General features: G+C 70.5%; 13 protein-coding genes and 3 pseudogenes. 8 read left to right on the top strand and 8 right to left on the bottom strand.

Features of this window, described 5'->3' with window-relative positions; genetic code table 11:
- Nucleotides 1–1,027 precede the first annotated feature (1,027 nt).
- Both AB0R04_RS33420 and AB0R04_RS33425 read left to right on the top strand, forming a co-directional pair.
- A pseudogene (locus AB0R04_RS33420) lies at nt 1,028–1,215 on the top strand (transposase); the annotation flags it as partial.
- Between the two features lie 803 nt (nt 1,216–2,018).
- Nucleotides 2,019–2,312, top strand: a complete 294-nt coding sequence (locus tag AB0R04_RS33425; protein ID WP_063352647.1) for a hypothetical protein — start codon at nt 2,019–2,021, stop codon at nt 2,310–2,312.
- A gap of 451 nt (nt 2,313–2,763) precedes the next feature.
- On the opposite strand, the gene AB0R04_RS33430 is transcribed toward AB0R04_RS33425, so the two are convergent.
- The 5 genes from AB0R04_RS33430 to AB0R04_RS33450 all read right to left on the bottom strand — a co-directional run bounded on the left by AB0R04_RS33430 (nt 2,764) and on the right by AB0R04_RS33450 (nt 7,714).
- On the bottom strand, nt 2,764–3,222 hold the full coding sequence (locus tag AB0R04_RS33430) for a winged helix DNA-binding protein (protein ID WP_363377350.1): 459 nt from the start codon (nt 3,220–3,222) through the stop codon (nt 2,764–2,766).
- Entirely contained in the window at nt 3,215–3,970 is a 756-nt protein-coding gene (locus tag AB0R04_RS33435) for an alpha/beta hydrolase (protein ID WP_363377351.1), read from the bottom strand. The genes AB0R04_RS33430 and AB0R04_RS33435 overlap by 8 nt, the downstream gene beginning before the upstream one ends.
- Before the next feature lie 434 nt (nt 3,971–4,404).
- Nucleotides 4,405–4,647: a hypothetical protein gene (locus AB0R04_RS33440; protein WP_363377352.1), complete on the bottom strand. Its 243-nt coding sequence runs from the start codon at nt 4,645–4,647 to the stop codon at nt 4,405–4,407.
- 665 nt (nt 4,648–5,312) lie between these two features.
- Complete coding sequence (locus AB0R04_RS33445) at nt 5,313–6,452, bottom strand: lipase (protein ID WP_363377354.1); 1,140 nt, start codon at nt 6,450–6,452, stop codon at nt 5,313–5,315.
- Between the two features lie 605 nt (nt 6,453–7,057).
- Nucleotides 7,058–7,714, bottom strand: a complete 657-nt coding sequence (locus tag AB0R04_RS33450; RefSeq protein WP_363377355.1) for a TetR/AcrR family transcriptional regulator — start codon at nt 7,712–7,714, stop codon at nt 7,058–7,060.
- A 133-nt stretch (nt 7,715–7,847) separates the two neighbouring features.
- Between AB0R04_RS33450 and AB0R04_RS33455 the strand changes: the two genes are divergently transcribed.
- Together AB0R04_RS33455 and AB0R04_RS33460 are read left to right on the top strand one after the other, a co-directional pair.
- Nucleotides 7,848–8,429 carry an NAD(P)H-dependent oxidoreductase gene (locus AB0R04_RS33455; RefSeq protein ID WP_363377356.1) on the top strand — a complete coding sequence of 194 codons (582 nt, stop codon included), beginning with the start codon at nt 7,848–7,850 and terminating at the stop codon, nt 8,427–8,429.
- A 22-nt stretch (nt 8,430–8,451) separates the two neighbouring features.
- Complete coding sequence (locus AB0R04_RS33460; protein ID WP_363377357.1) at nt 8,452–10,002, top strand: DHA2 family efflux MFS transporter permease subunit; 1,551 nt, start codon at nt 8,452–8,454, stop codon at nt 10,000–10,002.
- A gap of 79 nt (nt 10,003–10,081) precedes the next feature.
- Here AB0R04_RS33460 and AB0R04_RS33465 read toward each other — a convergent pair whose 3' ends face one another.
- On the bottom strand, nt 10,082–10,510 hold the full coding sequence (locus AB0R04_RS33465) for a hypothetical protein (protein WP_363377358.1): 429 nt from the start codon (nt 10,508–10,510) through the stop codon (nt 10,082–10,084).
- On the opposite strand from AB0R04_RS33465, the gene AB0R04_RS33470 reads away from it, so the two are divergent.
- Together AB0R04_RS33470 and AB0R04_RS33475 are read left to right on the top strand one after the other, a co-directional pair.
- Nucleotides 10,509–10,727 (top strand): hypothetical protein, encoded by a 219-nt coding sequence (locus AB0R04_RS33470; RefSeq protein WP_063352833.1) that lies wholly within the window; start codon nt 10,509–10,511, stop codon nt 10,725–10,727. The genes AB0R04_RS33465 and AB0R04_RS33470 overlap by 2 nt on opposite strands.
- Nucleotides 10,712–11,226 (top strand): annotated as a pseudogene (locus tag AB0R04_RS33475) (MFS transporter); the annotation flags it as partial. The gene AB0R04_RS33470 and the pseudogene AB0R04_RS33475, both read left to right, overlap by 16 nt.
- A gap of 718 nt (nt 11,227–11,944) precedes the next feature.
- Here AB0R04_RS33475 and AB0R04_RS33480 read toward each other — a convergent pair.
- Together AB0R04_RS33480 and AB0R04_RS33485 are read right to left on the bottom strand one after the other, a co-directional pair.
- Nucleotides 11,945–12,931, bottom strand: coding sequence for an IS110 family transposase (locus tag AB0R04_RS33480; RefSeq protein ID WP_363377391.1), 987 nt, complete (start codon nt 12,929–12,931; stop codon nt 11,945–11,947).
- On the bottom strand, nt 12,853–13,308 hold the full coding sequence (locus AB0R04_RS33485) for a hypothetical protein (RefSeq protein ID WP_363377393.1): 456 nt from the start codon (nt 13,306–13,308) through the stop codon (nt 12,853–12,855). Before AB0R04_RS33485 ends, AB0R04_RS33480 begins: the two co-directional genes overlap by 79 nt.
- Nucleotides 13,309–13,662: 354 nt before the next feature.
- Between AB0R04_RS33485 and AB0R04_RS33490 the strand changes: the two genes are divergently transcribed.
- Entirely contained in the window at nt 13,663–14,532 is an 870-nt protein-coding gene (locus tag AB0R04_RS33490; RefSeq protein ID WP_363377359.1) for an LLM class F420-dependent oxidoreductase, read from the top strand.
- A gap of 655 nt (nt 14,533–15,187) precedes the next feature.
- A pseudogene (locus tag AB0R04_RS33495) lies at nt 15,188–15,637 on the top strand (CRISPR-associated endonuclease Cas3''); the annotation flags it as partial.
- Nucleotides 15,638–15,835 lie beyond the last annotated feature (198 nt).

The raw sequence follows: 15,835 nt of genomic DNA on the forward strand, positions 1-15,835 counted from the left end.
CGACTTGTCGGGGTCGACCGGTTCGTCGCACACCCAGCATCGCCAGCCGTCGCGCTTGGCCACATCATCGAGGAGACTCACCCGGACAAACTAGCTTGCCCGGCCGCCACCCCGCGCACCAGGGCCTCGGCAACCGGGTGAGCGGTGGTCCACGTTGTTCCTGAACAACGTGCGAATGATCGGGAATCTGCGGCCACCACCCGACTTTGCCGGCCTCTGGATGAAGATCACCGTAGTGACGTGCCCCGGAGGCCCACCTGTCCCATGCGTTCCAGGAGTTCCGTTCGCTGAACACTTCCGCGAACTTGTCGTTTCCGGGTCTATCGGGCAGTAGTGACGTCACTTGTCGACGGGTTTGGGAGGCACCCAAAACCACGGTCAGGTGATGTTGATGAGTTCGGGTTCTGGCGCGAGTTGTGTGGTCGGTGGCGGAGAGTAGCGGATTTGCCTTTCCTCGGCGACCGGGGGTGGGTCGCTGGTCGGGAGGATCGCTCAGGTTGGCCGAACGTGGAGCGCCATAGGATTAGTGGGTGAACGATGACTATCCGTTCGAGAACGGCCGCAACCTCTCGTGGGCACTGGAAGGATTTGGTCCCGCCGAGTGACCCTGCTCGCCCGTCGCCCTGACCCGACAGCAGTTCCTAAAGGTCAGGGGCCTGTTCGAGATCGGTGATGACGAGTGGATGAGGATCGGCGACTATCCGGTTCCTGTCGAGGTTCAGGGCTCACTACAGGCAGACGTCGAGACCGCTCTGTTCGAGGAAGGAGTGGACTACTTCCTCGGGGCTTATCAGGATCTCCCCTCCAGGCCCTGGCCTCCCACTGGATGATCGGGCCGTTCGCGGGGCGGACCCCTCCGCCGTAGCGTCTGCACAATCCGTGACGGCGTCACAACTTGTGATTTATCGTCCGGCTTCGAACGGGCGGACCTGGCGATCACTCGTCCGGGTGTTTACGGGACGGCAGTACAACCTTCACGTGATCCTGAACTCGACCAAGAGAGACAGGACTTGACGCGAAGGTTGCGATAGTGAGTCTGGTGGAACAGGGTGGGCGGTGCGAGCGGTTCGCGGAACTGTCACGCTTCCGGGGGTCTTCTGCGACTGCCTGACCGTTCGGCGCGACGGGCTGTTCGAGCTCGCGGACGCGGTGTTGTGCACCGATGGGCCGGTGAAGACTCTGGTGGACCTGGCGCTGGCGCCCGAGCATCGCCGACGGCTGCAGTGTCCTGGTGTTCTGTGGCAGCAAGCGCTCCGTGCGCACCACCACCCTCGCCCTGGCCCACTGCCGCGGCGTCGACACCACTGGTGCGGATCCGAACGGCAGCGACTTGGTGGAGCGTCTGTGTACCAAGGCCGGTGTCCGCCTCCACTGCCGTGACTGGCCCCACAAGCGTGACGCCGAACAGGCCTTCGGCACCCGCGAGGCGGACGTCCTCATCACCACCCTCGTCACCCGCCTGGAGGATTGGCAGCCGGCCGCGTCTGCGGGCTTTGACCGCCGTCCCCGGCCCCGTCCCGGACTCTTCCGGGACGGGTCCAGCCGATTTCGTGGGTCCGCACCATCTGGTAACACACTGTCCAGGCCGGGCGAGTTGGAACAAGTCAATTCCCTTCCCGTATGCGCCAGTACCTCATTCGTGGGGCGCCGGTCTACGGGAAGCGGGTCCTCACCAGACGATCTGTGCCGGTGTGGCGAGGGGATGGGCACAGGTCTGGCGGCGCGGACTCGAAAGGCTGCTGGGCCTGGTCGCGGCTGCGGGCCTGCCCGCCTGGGGGCGGCCCGCTGATGGGACGACAGCGGCTGTGGGAGGGTGGAGGCGTGGCGTGAGTGGTTCAGGTGGCTCGGTCCAGAACTCAACGCCATGCTGCCTCGCGAGGAGACGACCGCGGTGGAGAGGTTGAACGGGCAGCGAATCTCCGACTCGTAGAGGTCCAGGGTGGGGGCCGCCAGCATTGCTGACGAACCTTGGCGAACGGCATCACCTCAACCCGACTGGATTGGAAAACTCCCGAACCATGCCTCAGCTGCACCGCTTCGACAACGACAGCAAGATCGGCGACATCTCCAACGAACAGCTCCAGTTCCTCAACGACCACCTCGCGAATGACAGGGACACGGAGTTTTATGTCGACTACGACATCCTCAGATCCCTCGCCGCGTACGGGGCCGACCCGATGCTCATCGGCATGCTGGAGAATTCCCTTGGTCACCAGTACTGGATGAAGTTCACCTGGAGCACCGACGGCACCCACCAGCCGTGGATCCAGGTGGTGCCTGCCCGGCCCGGCCGCAGGGGCGGCCGGGCCTGACGCAGGTCCGTGACCAGCCAGCGGCGCGTGCTTCCAGGTAGGAGGTCCAGTCGCTGGCTGCGCGGCGCCGCCACATCTTGGTGGTGCCGACAAGAAGGCCGAGCAGCGGCGCGAGCTCACACCGCAGCCCGGACGGTAGCGGCAGGCTCACCCCGACCGGGCGCAGCCGGCCGTCGGCGTCGGGCCAGGAGAGGGCGATGGCCTGCCGACCGGGGTCGGCGGCCGCGGTGATGCCGGTGATCACGGCCTCGGTGGTGTGCCGGCGGCGCCACTTCGTCCAGCCGGAGCCGCACCGCGGAAGATTAACGCCCCCAACGGGCTCGGCGACGACGCTTTGTGCACAGTGGGTCACCGACCATATAGCTGCCGCCGTGATCGGGCCGGTTGCTCCTTTTCCGGTGCGTGGTCGGCCGGTCCTGTGCGGGCCGTGGCGTCGGGTGGGGGTGGGGTGTCAGTCGAGGGCGAGGCGCTTGTTGAGGGCTTTGCCCGAGGGCAGGGGGTCGATGAAGTTGTGCAGGAACGTGAGCATCGCGTCGGTGTCCAGGCCTTGGCAGGCGGTGTCCATCGCGGTGTAGAGGGACTCTTCGATCCCGGCTACGGCGGTGGCCAGGCGTTCGCCTTCGGGGGTGAGGCTGAGCTGGAGGTAGCGGCGGTCCGCGGTGTCGGTGCGGCGTTCGACCAGCCCGGCCGCGACGACGCGTTCGAGGAGCCGGCTGGGGTTGGTGCCGCTTTCGCACACCAGGAGCTGCCCGAGCCCGTTGAGGCTCAAGGTGCCGTGCTGCTGGAGCAGGCGCAGCACCTCGGCCTGCGACGGGGTGATGCCGTGCGGTTTGAGGGCCTGGATCAGCAGTCGGTTGCCTTCGCGCTGGGCCGCCAGGATCGCGAACCGCAGGTGTTCGGCCTTACGCATCGGCGTCCTGTCGGATGGTCGGCAGGGTGGCGAGGAAGTCGTTGACCGCGGCGGCGTAGGTGACCGGGTGGGAGAAGCGGAACATGTGGCCGGTGCGCGGCAGCACGACCTCCCGGGCGTCGGGGATGCCCGCGAGCATGACCTTGGAGGCGTTCTCGCCGATCAGTACGTCGTGGGAGGGGGTCAGGATCAGGGTCGGGACCTGGACCCGGTCTAGCGCGTCGGTGTAGTCGGCGGTGAGAACGGCCCGCAGGCGGGCGCCGAAGGAGGCGGCGGGGGTGTAGGCGAGGAACAGTTCGCGGCTGCGCGCCTGGCTCCAGGGCGTCTGGCCCTCGCCGTCGTACGGGGAGGTGAGGCGGTGGGCGTGGGCGCGCAGTGTCAGCTGCCGGTAGAGCGGCCCGCGGGCCCTGCCGATCGCCTGCATCAGGGCTTTCCACGGCTTCGAGTCGACCGGGTTGGCCGCGAAGCCGCCGGACATGACGAGGGCGCGCAGGCCCGGCGGGCGGCGGGTCGCCAGTGCGAGGGCGATGTTCGCGCCGAAGGAGTCGCCGACCAGCACGTAGTCGTCGAGGTCCGCGATCGCGCTCTCGAGGTGGTCGGCGTAGTGCTCGATGTCGTCGACGCCCTCGGGTAGGCGCAGCGTCCGTTTGGGTGCCTCGCTGTAGGGGGCCAGTTGCTCGGCGCTCCACGGGGCGCCGGAGAGGCAGGGGATGAAGACGAGGGTCGGATTCTTCGCTGAAGTGCTCATATCGGACACATTACACGACACATGTGTTGTGACATATGTGGTCCAGGTCATATTCCTGGTCTGTTCTCCCTGGACTCGCCCGGCCTCGGGCGCGGTGCGAGCCGCCCCAACGCGCAGAAGGCGGTCACCAGGCCGCGGGCCGCCTCGAAGGCATCCGTCCAGCGTCCTTCGGTGCCGCCGCCGTGATCCTCGCCACGGCCCCGGTCGGCTGCTCGCGCGGCACCACCCGCTCGACGGGGTCTCGGGCGTCCGGCACCGGGACCACCGCGCCCGACCCGCCGGCCGCATCGTCCGGTCGACCACCGGGGGGCAGGGGGGAGCCGGGAATGCTGTCGGAGACGTTGAGCGCGCTGGCCGCGGCCGGGGGCGCCGGGATCGTCCAGGCTGCCGGAACGGGCGTGTGGGCGGCCACCCGGGAACGGGTCGCCCGCCTGCTAGGCCGCGGGCGGACCGAGGACGAACGCCTCGCCCAGGCACGCCTCGACCGGACCAGGCAGGAACTGGAAGCCGCAGCCCCGTAGGAACGGGCAGCCCTTGCACAGCGACAGGAACACACCTGGCAGACCCGGCTGGCCGACTTCCTGGAAGGGCTGGAACCGGCCGAACAGGCCCAGGCCGCCGAGCAACTGCGCGCCCTGCTGGTCCCCGCCCCCGCCGACCCCGCTGCCCAGGTCCACGCCGACAACAGTGGAGCTGTTCCAGCGTCTTGGCTGCTGACCGGGTCGGTCTGGGCCGGTGTCGTCCCGTCCGCGTTCCGGCATGCCAGGGCGCGGTGGAAGTGGTCCGTGTGTCCGGATGGAGTTCCAGATGCTCGCCGGTCAGGCGTAGTGTGGCGCGCCCGGCTGCGACGTCCCGGCTGACCACCACCGTGTCGGGTTCCTCGCCGAAGCCGGTCACGGTCACCGTGACGCGCTGTCCGCGGACGAGGTGCAGCCGCCGGCCGTCGGCGTTGGGCCTCCGGTTCTCCGGATGATTCGTCGGGGTGGTCTCGCCGTCCACCAAGATCTGGCCGCCGCCACAGTCCGGCCCCTTCTACGCTGTCCTGGAACGCGTTGGCCTTTACCACCTCACCGACGGTGACTGTCAGAGCGTCCGCGGCCTCACCCGCCGCCTCGGGCCCGCCGCGTTGTGCCAGGTCATGGGCTGGTTGGAGCGCACCTGGCTTTGTCCACGAGTCGTCGAGTCGTGGCGCCGGTTGTTCACGGGGGTGGGGGGCGTCCCGGACCGCGGTCGGGCTGATCCGGGTTCCACGGTGGGGTGTTCCCGGTGGGTGCGTCCTGGGGTCGTGGCCGGCACACGGGTGGCTGGCCTGTCCTGCGGGCGGGGGTGGGTCGGCGGGTTGTCAGCGCAGTTGGCTGAACCAGCGCACGATGGCCGCGGTGCCGGCGATGTTGGAGCCGAGGTGTCTGGAGCCCGCGAAGTCGGGGGTGCCGAGGTCGACGACCGTCGTGTTCACGCCGTGCGATCGCAGTGTGGCCTCGCAGTGGTCGGTGTTGGTGTTGGCCGCCTGTTCGTCCGCGTCGGCCGCGTACAGGCGGACCGGGACGTGTGGTGCCCAGTCGCAGATGCTGTCGGCCACCTGAAGTGCTTTGGCCAGCGGGCCGGTTGGGCGGCGCAGCATGTCGAAGCCGTGTGGGGTGAGCAGTGCGTCGATGGTGTCGGGTGTGCCGGCGAAGAGTTGCGGGCCGGTGTGTGAACCGTCGAACAGTGTCTCGACCGTGCTGTCGTACGGGGCTTGGAAGACCTCGTCGGGGGAGTCGTAGAGGTGGTGCAGCCGGTTCCAGGCGACAAGGAGGTATGCCGTGTACAGCACGCTTGATTTCGGGTCGAGAGTGCCGTCGAGCAGTGCCGGCAGTTCGGCGTGCTGGAAGTCGTAGGCGCCGCTGACCGGTGCGACGGCTTGGAGCCGGAACCACGGGTCGTCGCCGGCCTGGAGTGCCCGTGCGAGTCCCATCGCCGCAGAGGCGCCCTGGGAGAACCCGGTGACCAGCACGTCGTGTCCCAGTGCCCGGCCCGTACGCGGGACAAAGGCGCGGGCTGCCCGGAGCATGTCCAGGGAGGCGGTGGTCTCCGACGGCACGTCCATCCAGGGGTGGAGTCCCGGGCCGGCGCCCAGGCCGATGTAGTCCGGTGCGACGGCGGCGAACCCGGCGGACGCGTACGTGATGGCGGGTGAGGACACGAATCCGGCCTTGACCATGGAGGACGGGGCATCGGAGCGGTGACTGGCCGTGCCGTGGGTGAATGACACCGTCCGCAGCTCGTGTTCGCCGCCGCGGGGCAGCACCAGCAGTCCGCTGGCGGTGATCGGCCAGCCGCCGGGGTCCACGGTGCGGTACACCAGCCGGTAGGCGTCCACTCCGAACCGGACCGTACCCGTGTCGTACCCGGCGGCGGCCAGTGCCGCGGCGGCATCCTCCTTCGCGGCCAGGGTGGTCGTCTGCTGGACGGAGACCAGCCGTCCGCGATCGCTTCGGTGCACCGTGTCCGCCGAGGCGGCTCCCGTCGTCGTCGCCGCAGTCGCAGTCGCAGTCGCAGTCGCGGTGGCCAGGACGGCCAGGACTGTCCCGATGTTCAGCCGGCGAAGCACGGGCCGTAGCGTGCCTGCTAAGTGGGTGGATTTCATGTCGCCGACGCTACGTACGGTCGCCCTCGTGCCGCAGTCCGGCCAGCGGGCGTATCCGTCCTGGGGCTAGCCCTACCGCGGCACCGTGCGCGAGCCGGGGGGAACCGGCGAGGGTCGGCTGACCACCAGGGCTCCAACTCGACGGCCCTGCGCCCTCCTTAGGTTCTGGGCCGTCGCTCGGGACGTCTGTCGGTGGCAGGGGTGATCGCTATGCGGCCGTAACCGACTCGAAGCCCTCGTCCGCAACCGACTCGAGCGACTCCGGTACCGAACCGACACCCTCGACGGATTCATAACCGGCACCGGCCTGACCCTCGACACCCCGACATCACCCCGACATCACCCTGACGGGCCGAAGTCGGTAGAGATCAAGCCAGGAGGGTGGTGGCCAAGGTCCGGGACCGCAGGCCGCCCCCGGCGTGGCCGGGGGCGGCGCCTCGCGTTCGAGGCGTGCGGCAGTGTCACCGATGGGGTGCTGCGTAGGCGCGCAGGAAGGCCCGGACGCCGGCGACGATGATCTCCTCGGTCTCCGCCCGGTCCAGCGGGTATGCGCCCCAGTACGAGCGCTGGGTGACCTCCGTCGCGGTCAGCAGCACGAAGTGTGCGGCCGCCCGCCCCGGGTCCGGTGTCTCCAGCCACCCGTCCTCGGCCAGTTCCCCGAACCGCTGCCCGAGGGCGGTGAACACCCGTCGCGGTCCGGCTTCCTGCCAGGCGTCCAGGGCGGCCTTCGGCAGGTGCCGGGCCTCGGCGTTGATCTGGCGCACCAGCCCGAAGTGGTCGGCGAACTCGGTCAGCGGTGTCACCCAGGCCAGGGCGAACGCGGTGAGGTCCGCCTCCAGGTCGGTGACCTTTCCGAGCCTGCGCTCGATGATGTCCAGCTGGGCGTCGGCGACCTGCGCCGCGCTCTCCCGGACGACGGTCTGGAAGAGCAGTTCCTTGCCGGTGAAGTGGTTGTAGATGGTGCGGGTGGACACCCCGGCCTCCGCCGCGATGGCGTCGATGCTGGCGCGGGTGTAGCCGTCCCGGCCGAAGATGGTGCGGGCGGCCCGGGTGATGGCCTGGCGCTTCTCGGCCAGCCCCCGGCGGGGCCGGTCCGGTGTTTCCTGCCGGCTGGTCATGGGGTCTCCTTCATTGCCGCTGCCTCGAAAAGTTGCAGTCATCGTTGTACTTATTGCCATACACGTTGTACTTTACCTGACGTGCCGTCCGAACGGGCGGTGACAGAACAGCAGCGCACCCCTGGAGACAGCCATGTCCGAGACCCCGTTCCGCCTCGCCGTCATCATCGCCAGCACCCGGCAGGGCCGCTTCGCGCCCACCGTCGCCGACTGGTTCGTCCGCACCGCCGGGCAGCGCGCGGACCTCGACATCGACGTCGTCGACCTGGCCGAGCACCCGCTGGCTCACGTGGGCGAGGAGCCCACCGCCGAGCAGGCCGAACGGCACGCGGCCCTCTCGCCCCGACTGGCCGCCGCCGACGCCTTCGTGGTGGTCACCCCGGAGTACAACCACAGCTTCCCGGCCGCCCTCAAGAACGCCATCGACCTGCACGGCGCCGAGTGGCGGGCCAAGCCGGTCGGATTCGTCTCCTACGGCGGGCTCGGCGGCGGGCTGCGCGCGGTCGAGCAGCTCCGGCTGGTCTTCGCCGAGCTGCACGCCGTCACTGTCCGGGACACCGTCAGCTTCCACAGCGTCTGGGGCCTCTTCGGCGAGGACGGCGAGCCGGTCGACCCGACCGTCCAGAGCGGCGCCGCCAAGGGCATGCTCGACCAGCTCACCTGGTGGGCGCACGCGCTTCGGGACGCCCGCACCGTCCGCCCGTACGGCGTCTGAACCGCGACCGGGGGGAACGAAGATGAGCACCGCCACCGAGCCGGTCACGGCCGGGACGACCACCGACACGGCCACTGCGGCCGCACCCGGCCCGCGCACCGCGGCCGTCGCCGCCGTTGTGGTCCTCGGCTCGCTGATGACCGTCCTCGACACCACGATCGTCAACGTCGCCCTCAACCGCCTCGCCGGGGACTTCGGTGCCCCGCTGGCCACCATCCAGTGGGTCACCACCGGCTATACCCTGGCGCTCGCCACCGTCACGCCGGTCACCGCCTGGGCGATCGGACGGTTCGGCACCCGCCGCCTGTACCTGACGGCGCTCACCCTGTTCGTGCTCGGCTCGGCGCTGGCCGGCGCCGCCTGGGACGCCCCCTCGCTGATCGCCTTCCGCGTCCTTCAGGGCCTGGGCGGAGGCATGGTGATGCCGGTCGGGATGACCGTCCTGGTCCGCGCCTGCGACCCGGCCCGCACCGGCCGCACCATGAGCGTGCTCGGCATCCCCGTCCTGATCGGCCCGCTGGCCGGGCCGGTGCTCGGCGGCTGGCTGGTCGACGAGGCCTCCTGGCGCTGGGTCTTCCTGGTCAACCTGCCGCTCGGTGCGCTCGCCCTCATCCTCGCCGCCAGGCTGCTGCCCCGCGACGGCGCCGGCACCCGCCGCAGGCTGGACCTGCCCGGCCTGCTGATGCTCTCCCCGGGCCTGGCCGCACTGATCTACGGGCTGGGCGCCGGGCACGGACACCTCGCCGCGGCCGGCAGCCTGCTGCCCATCCTGGCCGGCGCGACCCTGGTCGCCGGCTTCGTCGTCCGGGCGCTGACCGTCGGGGAGCCGCTGATCGACCTGCGGCTGCTGGCCCGGCGCGCCTTCGCCGGGCCCGCCGCCACCATCGCCCTGTTCGGCTGCGGCTACTTCGGTTCGATGCTGCTGCTCCCGCTCTACTACCAGCTGGTGCGCGGTCAAAGCGCCACCGACGTCGGCCTGCTCGGCATCCCGCAGGCGCTCGCCACCGGTATCACCATGCAGTTCTCCGGCCGGCTGTCCGACCGCTTCGCCCCCGGCCGGATCGTGGTCACCGGCACCGTCCTGGCCGCCACCGGCTTCCTCGGCTTCACCGTCCAGGTCGCCGCCGACACCCCGTACCCTCACCTGATCGCCGCCCTGGCGGTGATGGGGACCGGCATCGGCATGACGCTGATGCCGGCCATGGCGGCCGCCACCCGCAGCGTCGCGCCGACCGAGGTCCCGGCCGCCACCACCCTGGTCACCATCGTCCAGCAGGTCTCCGGCTCGGTCGGTACCGCCCTGATGTCCGTCCTGCTCACCGGGGCCATGGCCGACCGGCTGCCGACCACGGTCGCCGGCGGGGAAGCCGGCGGCGCACTGGCCACCGTGCAGGGCCTGGACGGCGCTGCGCGGGCCGCGCTCGCCCCCGGCCTCGCGGACGCCTTCCGGGACACCTACGGCTGGGCCGTCGCCCTGCTCGCGCTCGCCCTGCTGCCCGCACTGTCGCTCTCCCGCCAAGCCCCGGGCGGCGCCGCCGGGAGCGCCAAGTCACGCCGAGTGCACACCTCCTGACGAACTCCACCCAAACGCCCATCGAGCCTCCCCCACCCCGTACGCGGATTTCGCTACCGGTGGGGGCCGGCCCATTCGGTCAGCCCGGCCGGCAGCAGGTGCGCCTGGCCGGCAGCAGGTGCGCCTGGCCGCGGGCCAGCGCGCGCTGCGGGTTGAGGACCGCGACCGGCGCGCCCTCCCCGCCCAGCAGCGCCACCTTGCCCGCCCGGCGCGGATCGTCCAGGCTCCACCCGGCCTTCGCCGTGGTGTCGTGTGCCTGCGCGAGGTGGGCGATCGCCCGTGCCACCCGCGGACGGCCCACGGCCTCCTCCCGGGCCGCGGTCGCCGCCGCGGTGCCGCGTACCGCAGCCTCGGCCTTCATCGCCTGGAACCGCTGCCGCTCCCGGCTGACCTCGTCCAGCCCGCGGATCTGGGCCCGCCGGGCCTCCAGCCGGCGCTGACCCGCCTCCCCTCTTGCGTTGCCGGGCGGCGTTCCCCGCCTCTGTTCGGGCTGCGAGACTGTGATCATGACCCCTGACCGTCGCAACCTTGGCCTGCCTGCCTTCTCCGAGCCCGCCACCGACGCTCCCGTGCCCGCCCAGTCCGGTGGGCGCCGGCTGTTGCCGGTGGAGCAGGGCGCGAACTTCCGCCAGCCGCCCGGCGAGACCACGCCCGTCCCCTCCCCGGCCCGGCGCCTGCGCGCCGTCGGCGGTCTGACCTTCTCCGACCCGGACCGGCAGATCTGATCGGCTACGGCTGGATCGCCAGCAGCTTCAGTGCAGGAGCTGCGGCCAGCGCCTCACTGCCTGCTATCGCGGGATGGCTGCTCCGTGCCGGCCTGATGCTGGCCGGGACACTGTTCGTGGGCTGTGCGGGCGCGGCCACCATCGCGCGCTGGTGCCGGCCCTGTGGCTCGCCGCGGTGCTGGCTGCGGTCATCGGACTGTGTGAGGGCGTCTTCGGCAGTCTGAACAACGCCCTCATACAGACCGCGGCGGACCCGGCCTGTCCCGGCCGGGTCACCTCCGTCGTCATGCTCACCATGGTCGGTATCGCCCCCCTCGGCTACCCGCTGGTCGGTGCCGCCATCGGGGCCTGGGACGCCGCCCCGGCATTCGGAGCCTGCGGCATCTTCGCTGGCCGGGGCGTGGCCATCGCCCTGGCCTCCAACGCGGTGCGCCACGCCGAGCTGCCCCAGCCGCGGGTCAGGCGTGACCGCCTGAGCAACCCAACCGCAGCCCAGTGAACCCAGCCCCGTTGGATTCCTGACTGGCCAAACGCTGCCCGGAAGCTTGCAAACAGGCACTGACGGTGCCGGCAGTGGGTGGAGTCGATTCTCCTGCCCGCTGACTTTGCTCACCGGGAAGTACGCGACGGCTCACGCGAACTGGGCCGAAGCCCTGGCCGCCCGGAAGGCTGGCGACGACGGCCAGGCCGTCATCCTTGGCCGTCAATATGCTGGAAGGCGTCGTCAGGATCGCCTCCGGGTCGTCAGGATCGTCTCCGGGAGGAAGAGCATCGACGAGGGGCTGCGCCACTTGTTCCCGGAAGGCGAGCGCACCCCGTTGTGCCAGGCGATCAACCAACTCCACAACTACGGCTCCGCGATGCCCTGTCCTCCCGGTGGCGGGTGACGGCGACGGCGCTCTGCGAGGCCACCCGCCAGCACGCGAACATGTACCGGCGGGTGGAGTCCTGGGTGAGGTCCTCCGATCCCCCCTGACCACTTCCCTTCGTCCGGGACCCGCCTGAGGCTGCGGGTGAAGCCGGGCAGTTGACCGCTCACGTCGTCGGGAACATCCTGGCCGCCTCCGCGCTGACGGAGAACGACGCTCTGGTGCTCGCCGTCCGTCCGACTCTCCGCGGAGGCGGGGCCGATACTTCCTGACCGGAAAACCAGGGGGTTGGCCGGGCAGCACGAGGTAGCCCGTCGGCGGTCGGTGCCAGCGGGCTGTGGGGGCGGGTCAGACGGCCGCGGGGGTGAGGGTGACGTCGTGGCCGAGGGCCTTCAGTTGCCGGACGAGGTCGCGGGTCCTGCGGTGCGGATCTTGGTGGCGGTTGTGCCAGTCGGGCCCGAGGTCGCGGTAGCGGGCGTGGGGGTTGGTCATCAGGTGCCAGACCGCGACGAGGATCGAGCGGGCGACCGCGACCAGGGCTTTCATGTGGCCGCGGCGTTTGACCAGGCGTCGGTAGCGGGCGCCGAGGAAGGTGTCGGTGCGGGCGGCGGAGATCGCGGCCTCGCCGAGCGCGCCGCGCAGCCAGGGGTTGCCCTTGCCGGTGCGGCTGGAGGTGTTCTTGTTGCCGGACTGGATGGTGCGCGGGGACAGTTTTGCCCAGGAGACCAGGTGTCCGGGGGTGGGGAACACGGCGGCCAGGTCCAGGCCGGTCTCGGCGAGGATCACCTGCGCGGTCCCGGGTCCGACGCCGGGGATCTCGTCGAGGCGCTCGATGTCGGACATCGGCGTGAGCAGGCCCTGCCCGGTGCCGTCCGGATCGCCGGCGTCGGTGAACGAGGTCGGTGCGTGGTCGGCGAACAGGTGCGTGATCCGGGCGGTGAGCTTGTCGATCTGCACGGTGAGGTGGTCGATCATGTCGAGCAGGGTGCGCATCATGAAGGCGTGGTGCTCCTCGAAGCCACCGCGCAGCGCCTCGGCCAGCTGGGACGGGGACGCCTTCACGCCGCCGTGCGCCAGCGACGCGAGCGCGACCGGGGAGCGTTCGCCAGCGATGAGGGCCTCCAGCATCGCCCGGCCGGAGACGCCGTAGATGTCCGACAGGACCGTGGTGAGCTTGATCTGGGCGTCTTCCAGGAGCTTCTCGCCGCGCTGCTTGTGGCGGGTGCGCTCGTGGGTGAGGACGGCGCGGGTGCGGGTCAGGTCCCGCAGTTCGCGGACGGGCTTCGGGGGCACGAACGAGCGCCGGAGCATGCCGCGTTCGGCGAGCTTGGCCAGCCATACCGAGTCGAGCTTGTCGGTTTTCGGCGGCCGGGGACGTTCTTCACGTCGCGGGCGTTGACCAGCCAGCAGTCCAGGCCGCGGGCCTCCAGCAGGAAGAACCAGGGCTTCCAGTACGTCGAGGTCGCCTCCATCACCACCCGGGCCACGCCCTGGCAGACCAGGTGGTCGGCCAGGTCCAGGATCGCCCCCGACGTGGCCGCGGCATGGAAGACCCGCTGCACCCGCCGACCGGAGCCGTCGTCGTGCGGAACCCGGACGCGTACCATCCCGGACGCCTTCGCGATGTCGATCGCCGCGACCCGCTCGACCGCCTCCCCGGGTTCCTCGGTCACCTCGTCGGCGCCCGCCGCGTCGGTCTTGTCCGCCACCATCACACTCCCCACTCTCGAACCGGAACCGCCAAGGCGGTGCCCGCCCGCAGGGGCCGAGGGGAAAGCAGAATCTGACCGGCGTGCTCGAAGGCAACAGTGCGTGGCCCCTCAACAGCCCCCGCACCAGACCGACCTACGGGCTCAAGATCCCAAGAGACAAGCGGAGTCGACCGGCCGGGCACCAGCCCCACATGTTTTCACGCCGCACGGCATCCCCTCCCGAGGCTGGCAGCGCAGCCCGGGAGGTGCGGTGGCCTTGCTCACCTACGCGGCATGCCTTGTCCCTACGCCCGTGGCGCGCCATGCCACCGTGCGTCCGCGCCTGGTGCCTAGGGTGGCCCCAGGAGGTAGGGAATGCGGGTAGGACTGCACGCGCTCGGCATCGGTAACGGTGCCCGCCCTGAAGTGATCGCGGCCGTCGCCACCGCAGCGGAGGCGCATGGCTTCGCCAGGCTGTGGTGCGGTGAGCATGTGGTGCTCGTGGACACGCCCGCGTCCCGTTACCCCTACTCCGCGGACGGCCAGATCGCCGTGCCCGCGGACGCGGACTGGCTGGACCCGCTGCTCGCCCTGAGCTTCGCCGCGGCAGTCACCAGCCGGATCGAGCTCGCCACCGGCGTGCTCCTGCTGCCCGAGCACAACCCGGTGGTGGTCGCGAAGCAGGCCGCCACCCTCGACAGGCTTTCCGCCGGACGGTTCAGCCTCGGCATCGGAGCGGGCTGGTCAGCCGAGGAGTTCACCGCCCTCGGCGTCCCCTTCACCGGACGCGGACGCCGTACCGACGAGTACCTCACCGCGATGCGCACCCTCTGGGCCAAGGACCCCGCCTCCTTCACCGGGGAGTTCACCCGCTTCGACGCGATCCGGGTCAACCCAAAGCCGCTGCGCGGCGCCCAACTCCCGGTCGTGGTCGGCGGCAACAGCAACACCGCCCTGCGCCGCGCGGCCACACTCGGCGACGGCTGGTACGGCTTCAACATCCCCGTCGCCGACGTCCCCGAACGCATCGCCGTCCTCGTCGACGAGTGCGCCCGACGCGGCCGCACTCCCGGTGAACTCACCATTGCTGTCGCACTGAGTGACGGCCACCCGGAGCATCTTCCAGAACTCGCCGCAGTCGGCATCACCGAGGTCGTCGTCGTCGGAGCGCCCCCGCCGACCCCTGACGCGGCCGTCACCTGGGTCGCGGAACTCGCCCGGACGTGGATGCCCCCGGCCGAATGACCAGGGCACCACGCCAGGCGCCAGCGCCAGCCTATTGTTTTCACGCCGCACGGTGTCCCCGCCCGGGGCCAAGATGACTGACCTGCAGTTTTCCACCACAGAGCGCGCCAATTTATTCAGTTCGATTCCGGCAATGCCGACCTCGGGGCACCTCCACGGGCGGAGCGGACAGCTCAGTGGTGTTGACTCCGGCGGCGACCAGCGGGTCACCTCCGCGCGGGCGGAGCGAACTCTACGATCCGCCGGCGACGCGCCACCTCCGCACGGGCGGAGCGGACAGCACCGTGAAGGCCGGCGCCGAACTGCGGCCCGGGCATCGTGGCTGAGATGGCCGTGCTGCCGGAGTCCGCTCCGCCCGTGCGGAGGTGACCTGTGATGGCCGCTCCTACGGGTGGTCTTCTTGCCGTCCGCTCCGCTGTATAAGGGCGCCTCGTCGCACCGCCGCAGGCCTGTGGTCTCCTACTGTTCACACCGTCCGTCAGGCGGTTATCCGGAGGGTTTGATGTTCGATCCGCGAGTTGCCGGTAAGCGGCGTGGTCTGACGGGTCCGTATCTGCTGGTGTGTCATCTGGCTGATACTGCGGTGATCGCGGGGGCGCTGTAGGATTCGTACCTGCCGTCTTCTCAGCGGCGGTTGATCGCCGCCGGGTGGGACGTGGATCTCGTACGGGCCCGGCGGCTGGTGATGTTGGCGGCGGGCCTGCACGACATCGGGAAGATCACCTGTTGTTTCCAGCGGGGCATCGAGGGCACTGCCGGGCTGCTGGCCGATCAGCGGTATCCGGAGCCGCCGGGCTGGATGCACGACGAGTGGATCCCCCACCAGGTAGCCAGCCACTGGGCGTTGCCGCAGATCCTCACCGGGCTGGGATGGCCGTCGGTCGAGCGGCCGTGGAAGTCCGTGGCGCACCAGCTCGCGCAGATCCTCGGCGGTCACCACGGCGTGTTCGGTGAGGCGCTGTCGCCCGCCGCAATGGCCGATCCGCTGAAGGTGCTGCGCGGGCTGGGTGAGGACGGCTGGGCCGAGCAGCGGGAGGAACACGTCCGGTCGGTGTTCGGCATCTGCGGTTCGCCGGCGGCGCCGGAACGGCTGCTGCCCGCGGGCGCGGCGGTGGTCGTGACCGCAGTGGTGGTGCTGGCGGACTGGCTGGCCTCCAACACCCGGCAGGTGCAGGGCCGTCTCGATGCGTGGAACGGAGACCTGGCGGCGCACGTCTCGAGGATCCGGCAGCGAGCACCATGGGTGCTCGCCCACGCCCAGCTGGCGGCGCCGGTCTGGAAGCCGGCCGGATCGTTCACCGAC

Source organism: Kitasatospora sp. NPDC056731 (assembly GCF_040687675.1).
Classification (GTDB): Bacteria; Actinomycetota; Actinomycetes; order Streptomycetales; family Streptomycetaceae; genus Kitasatospora.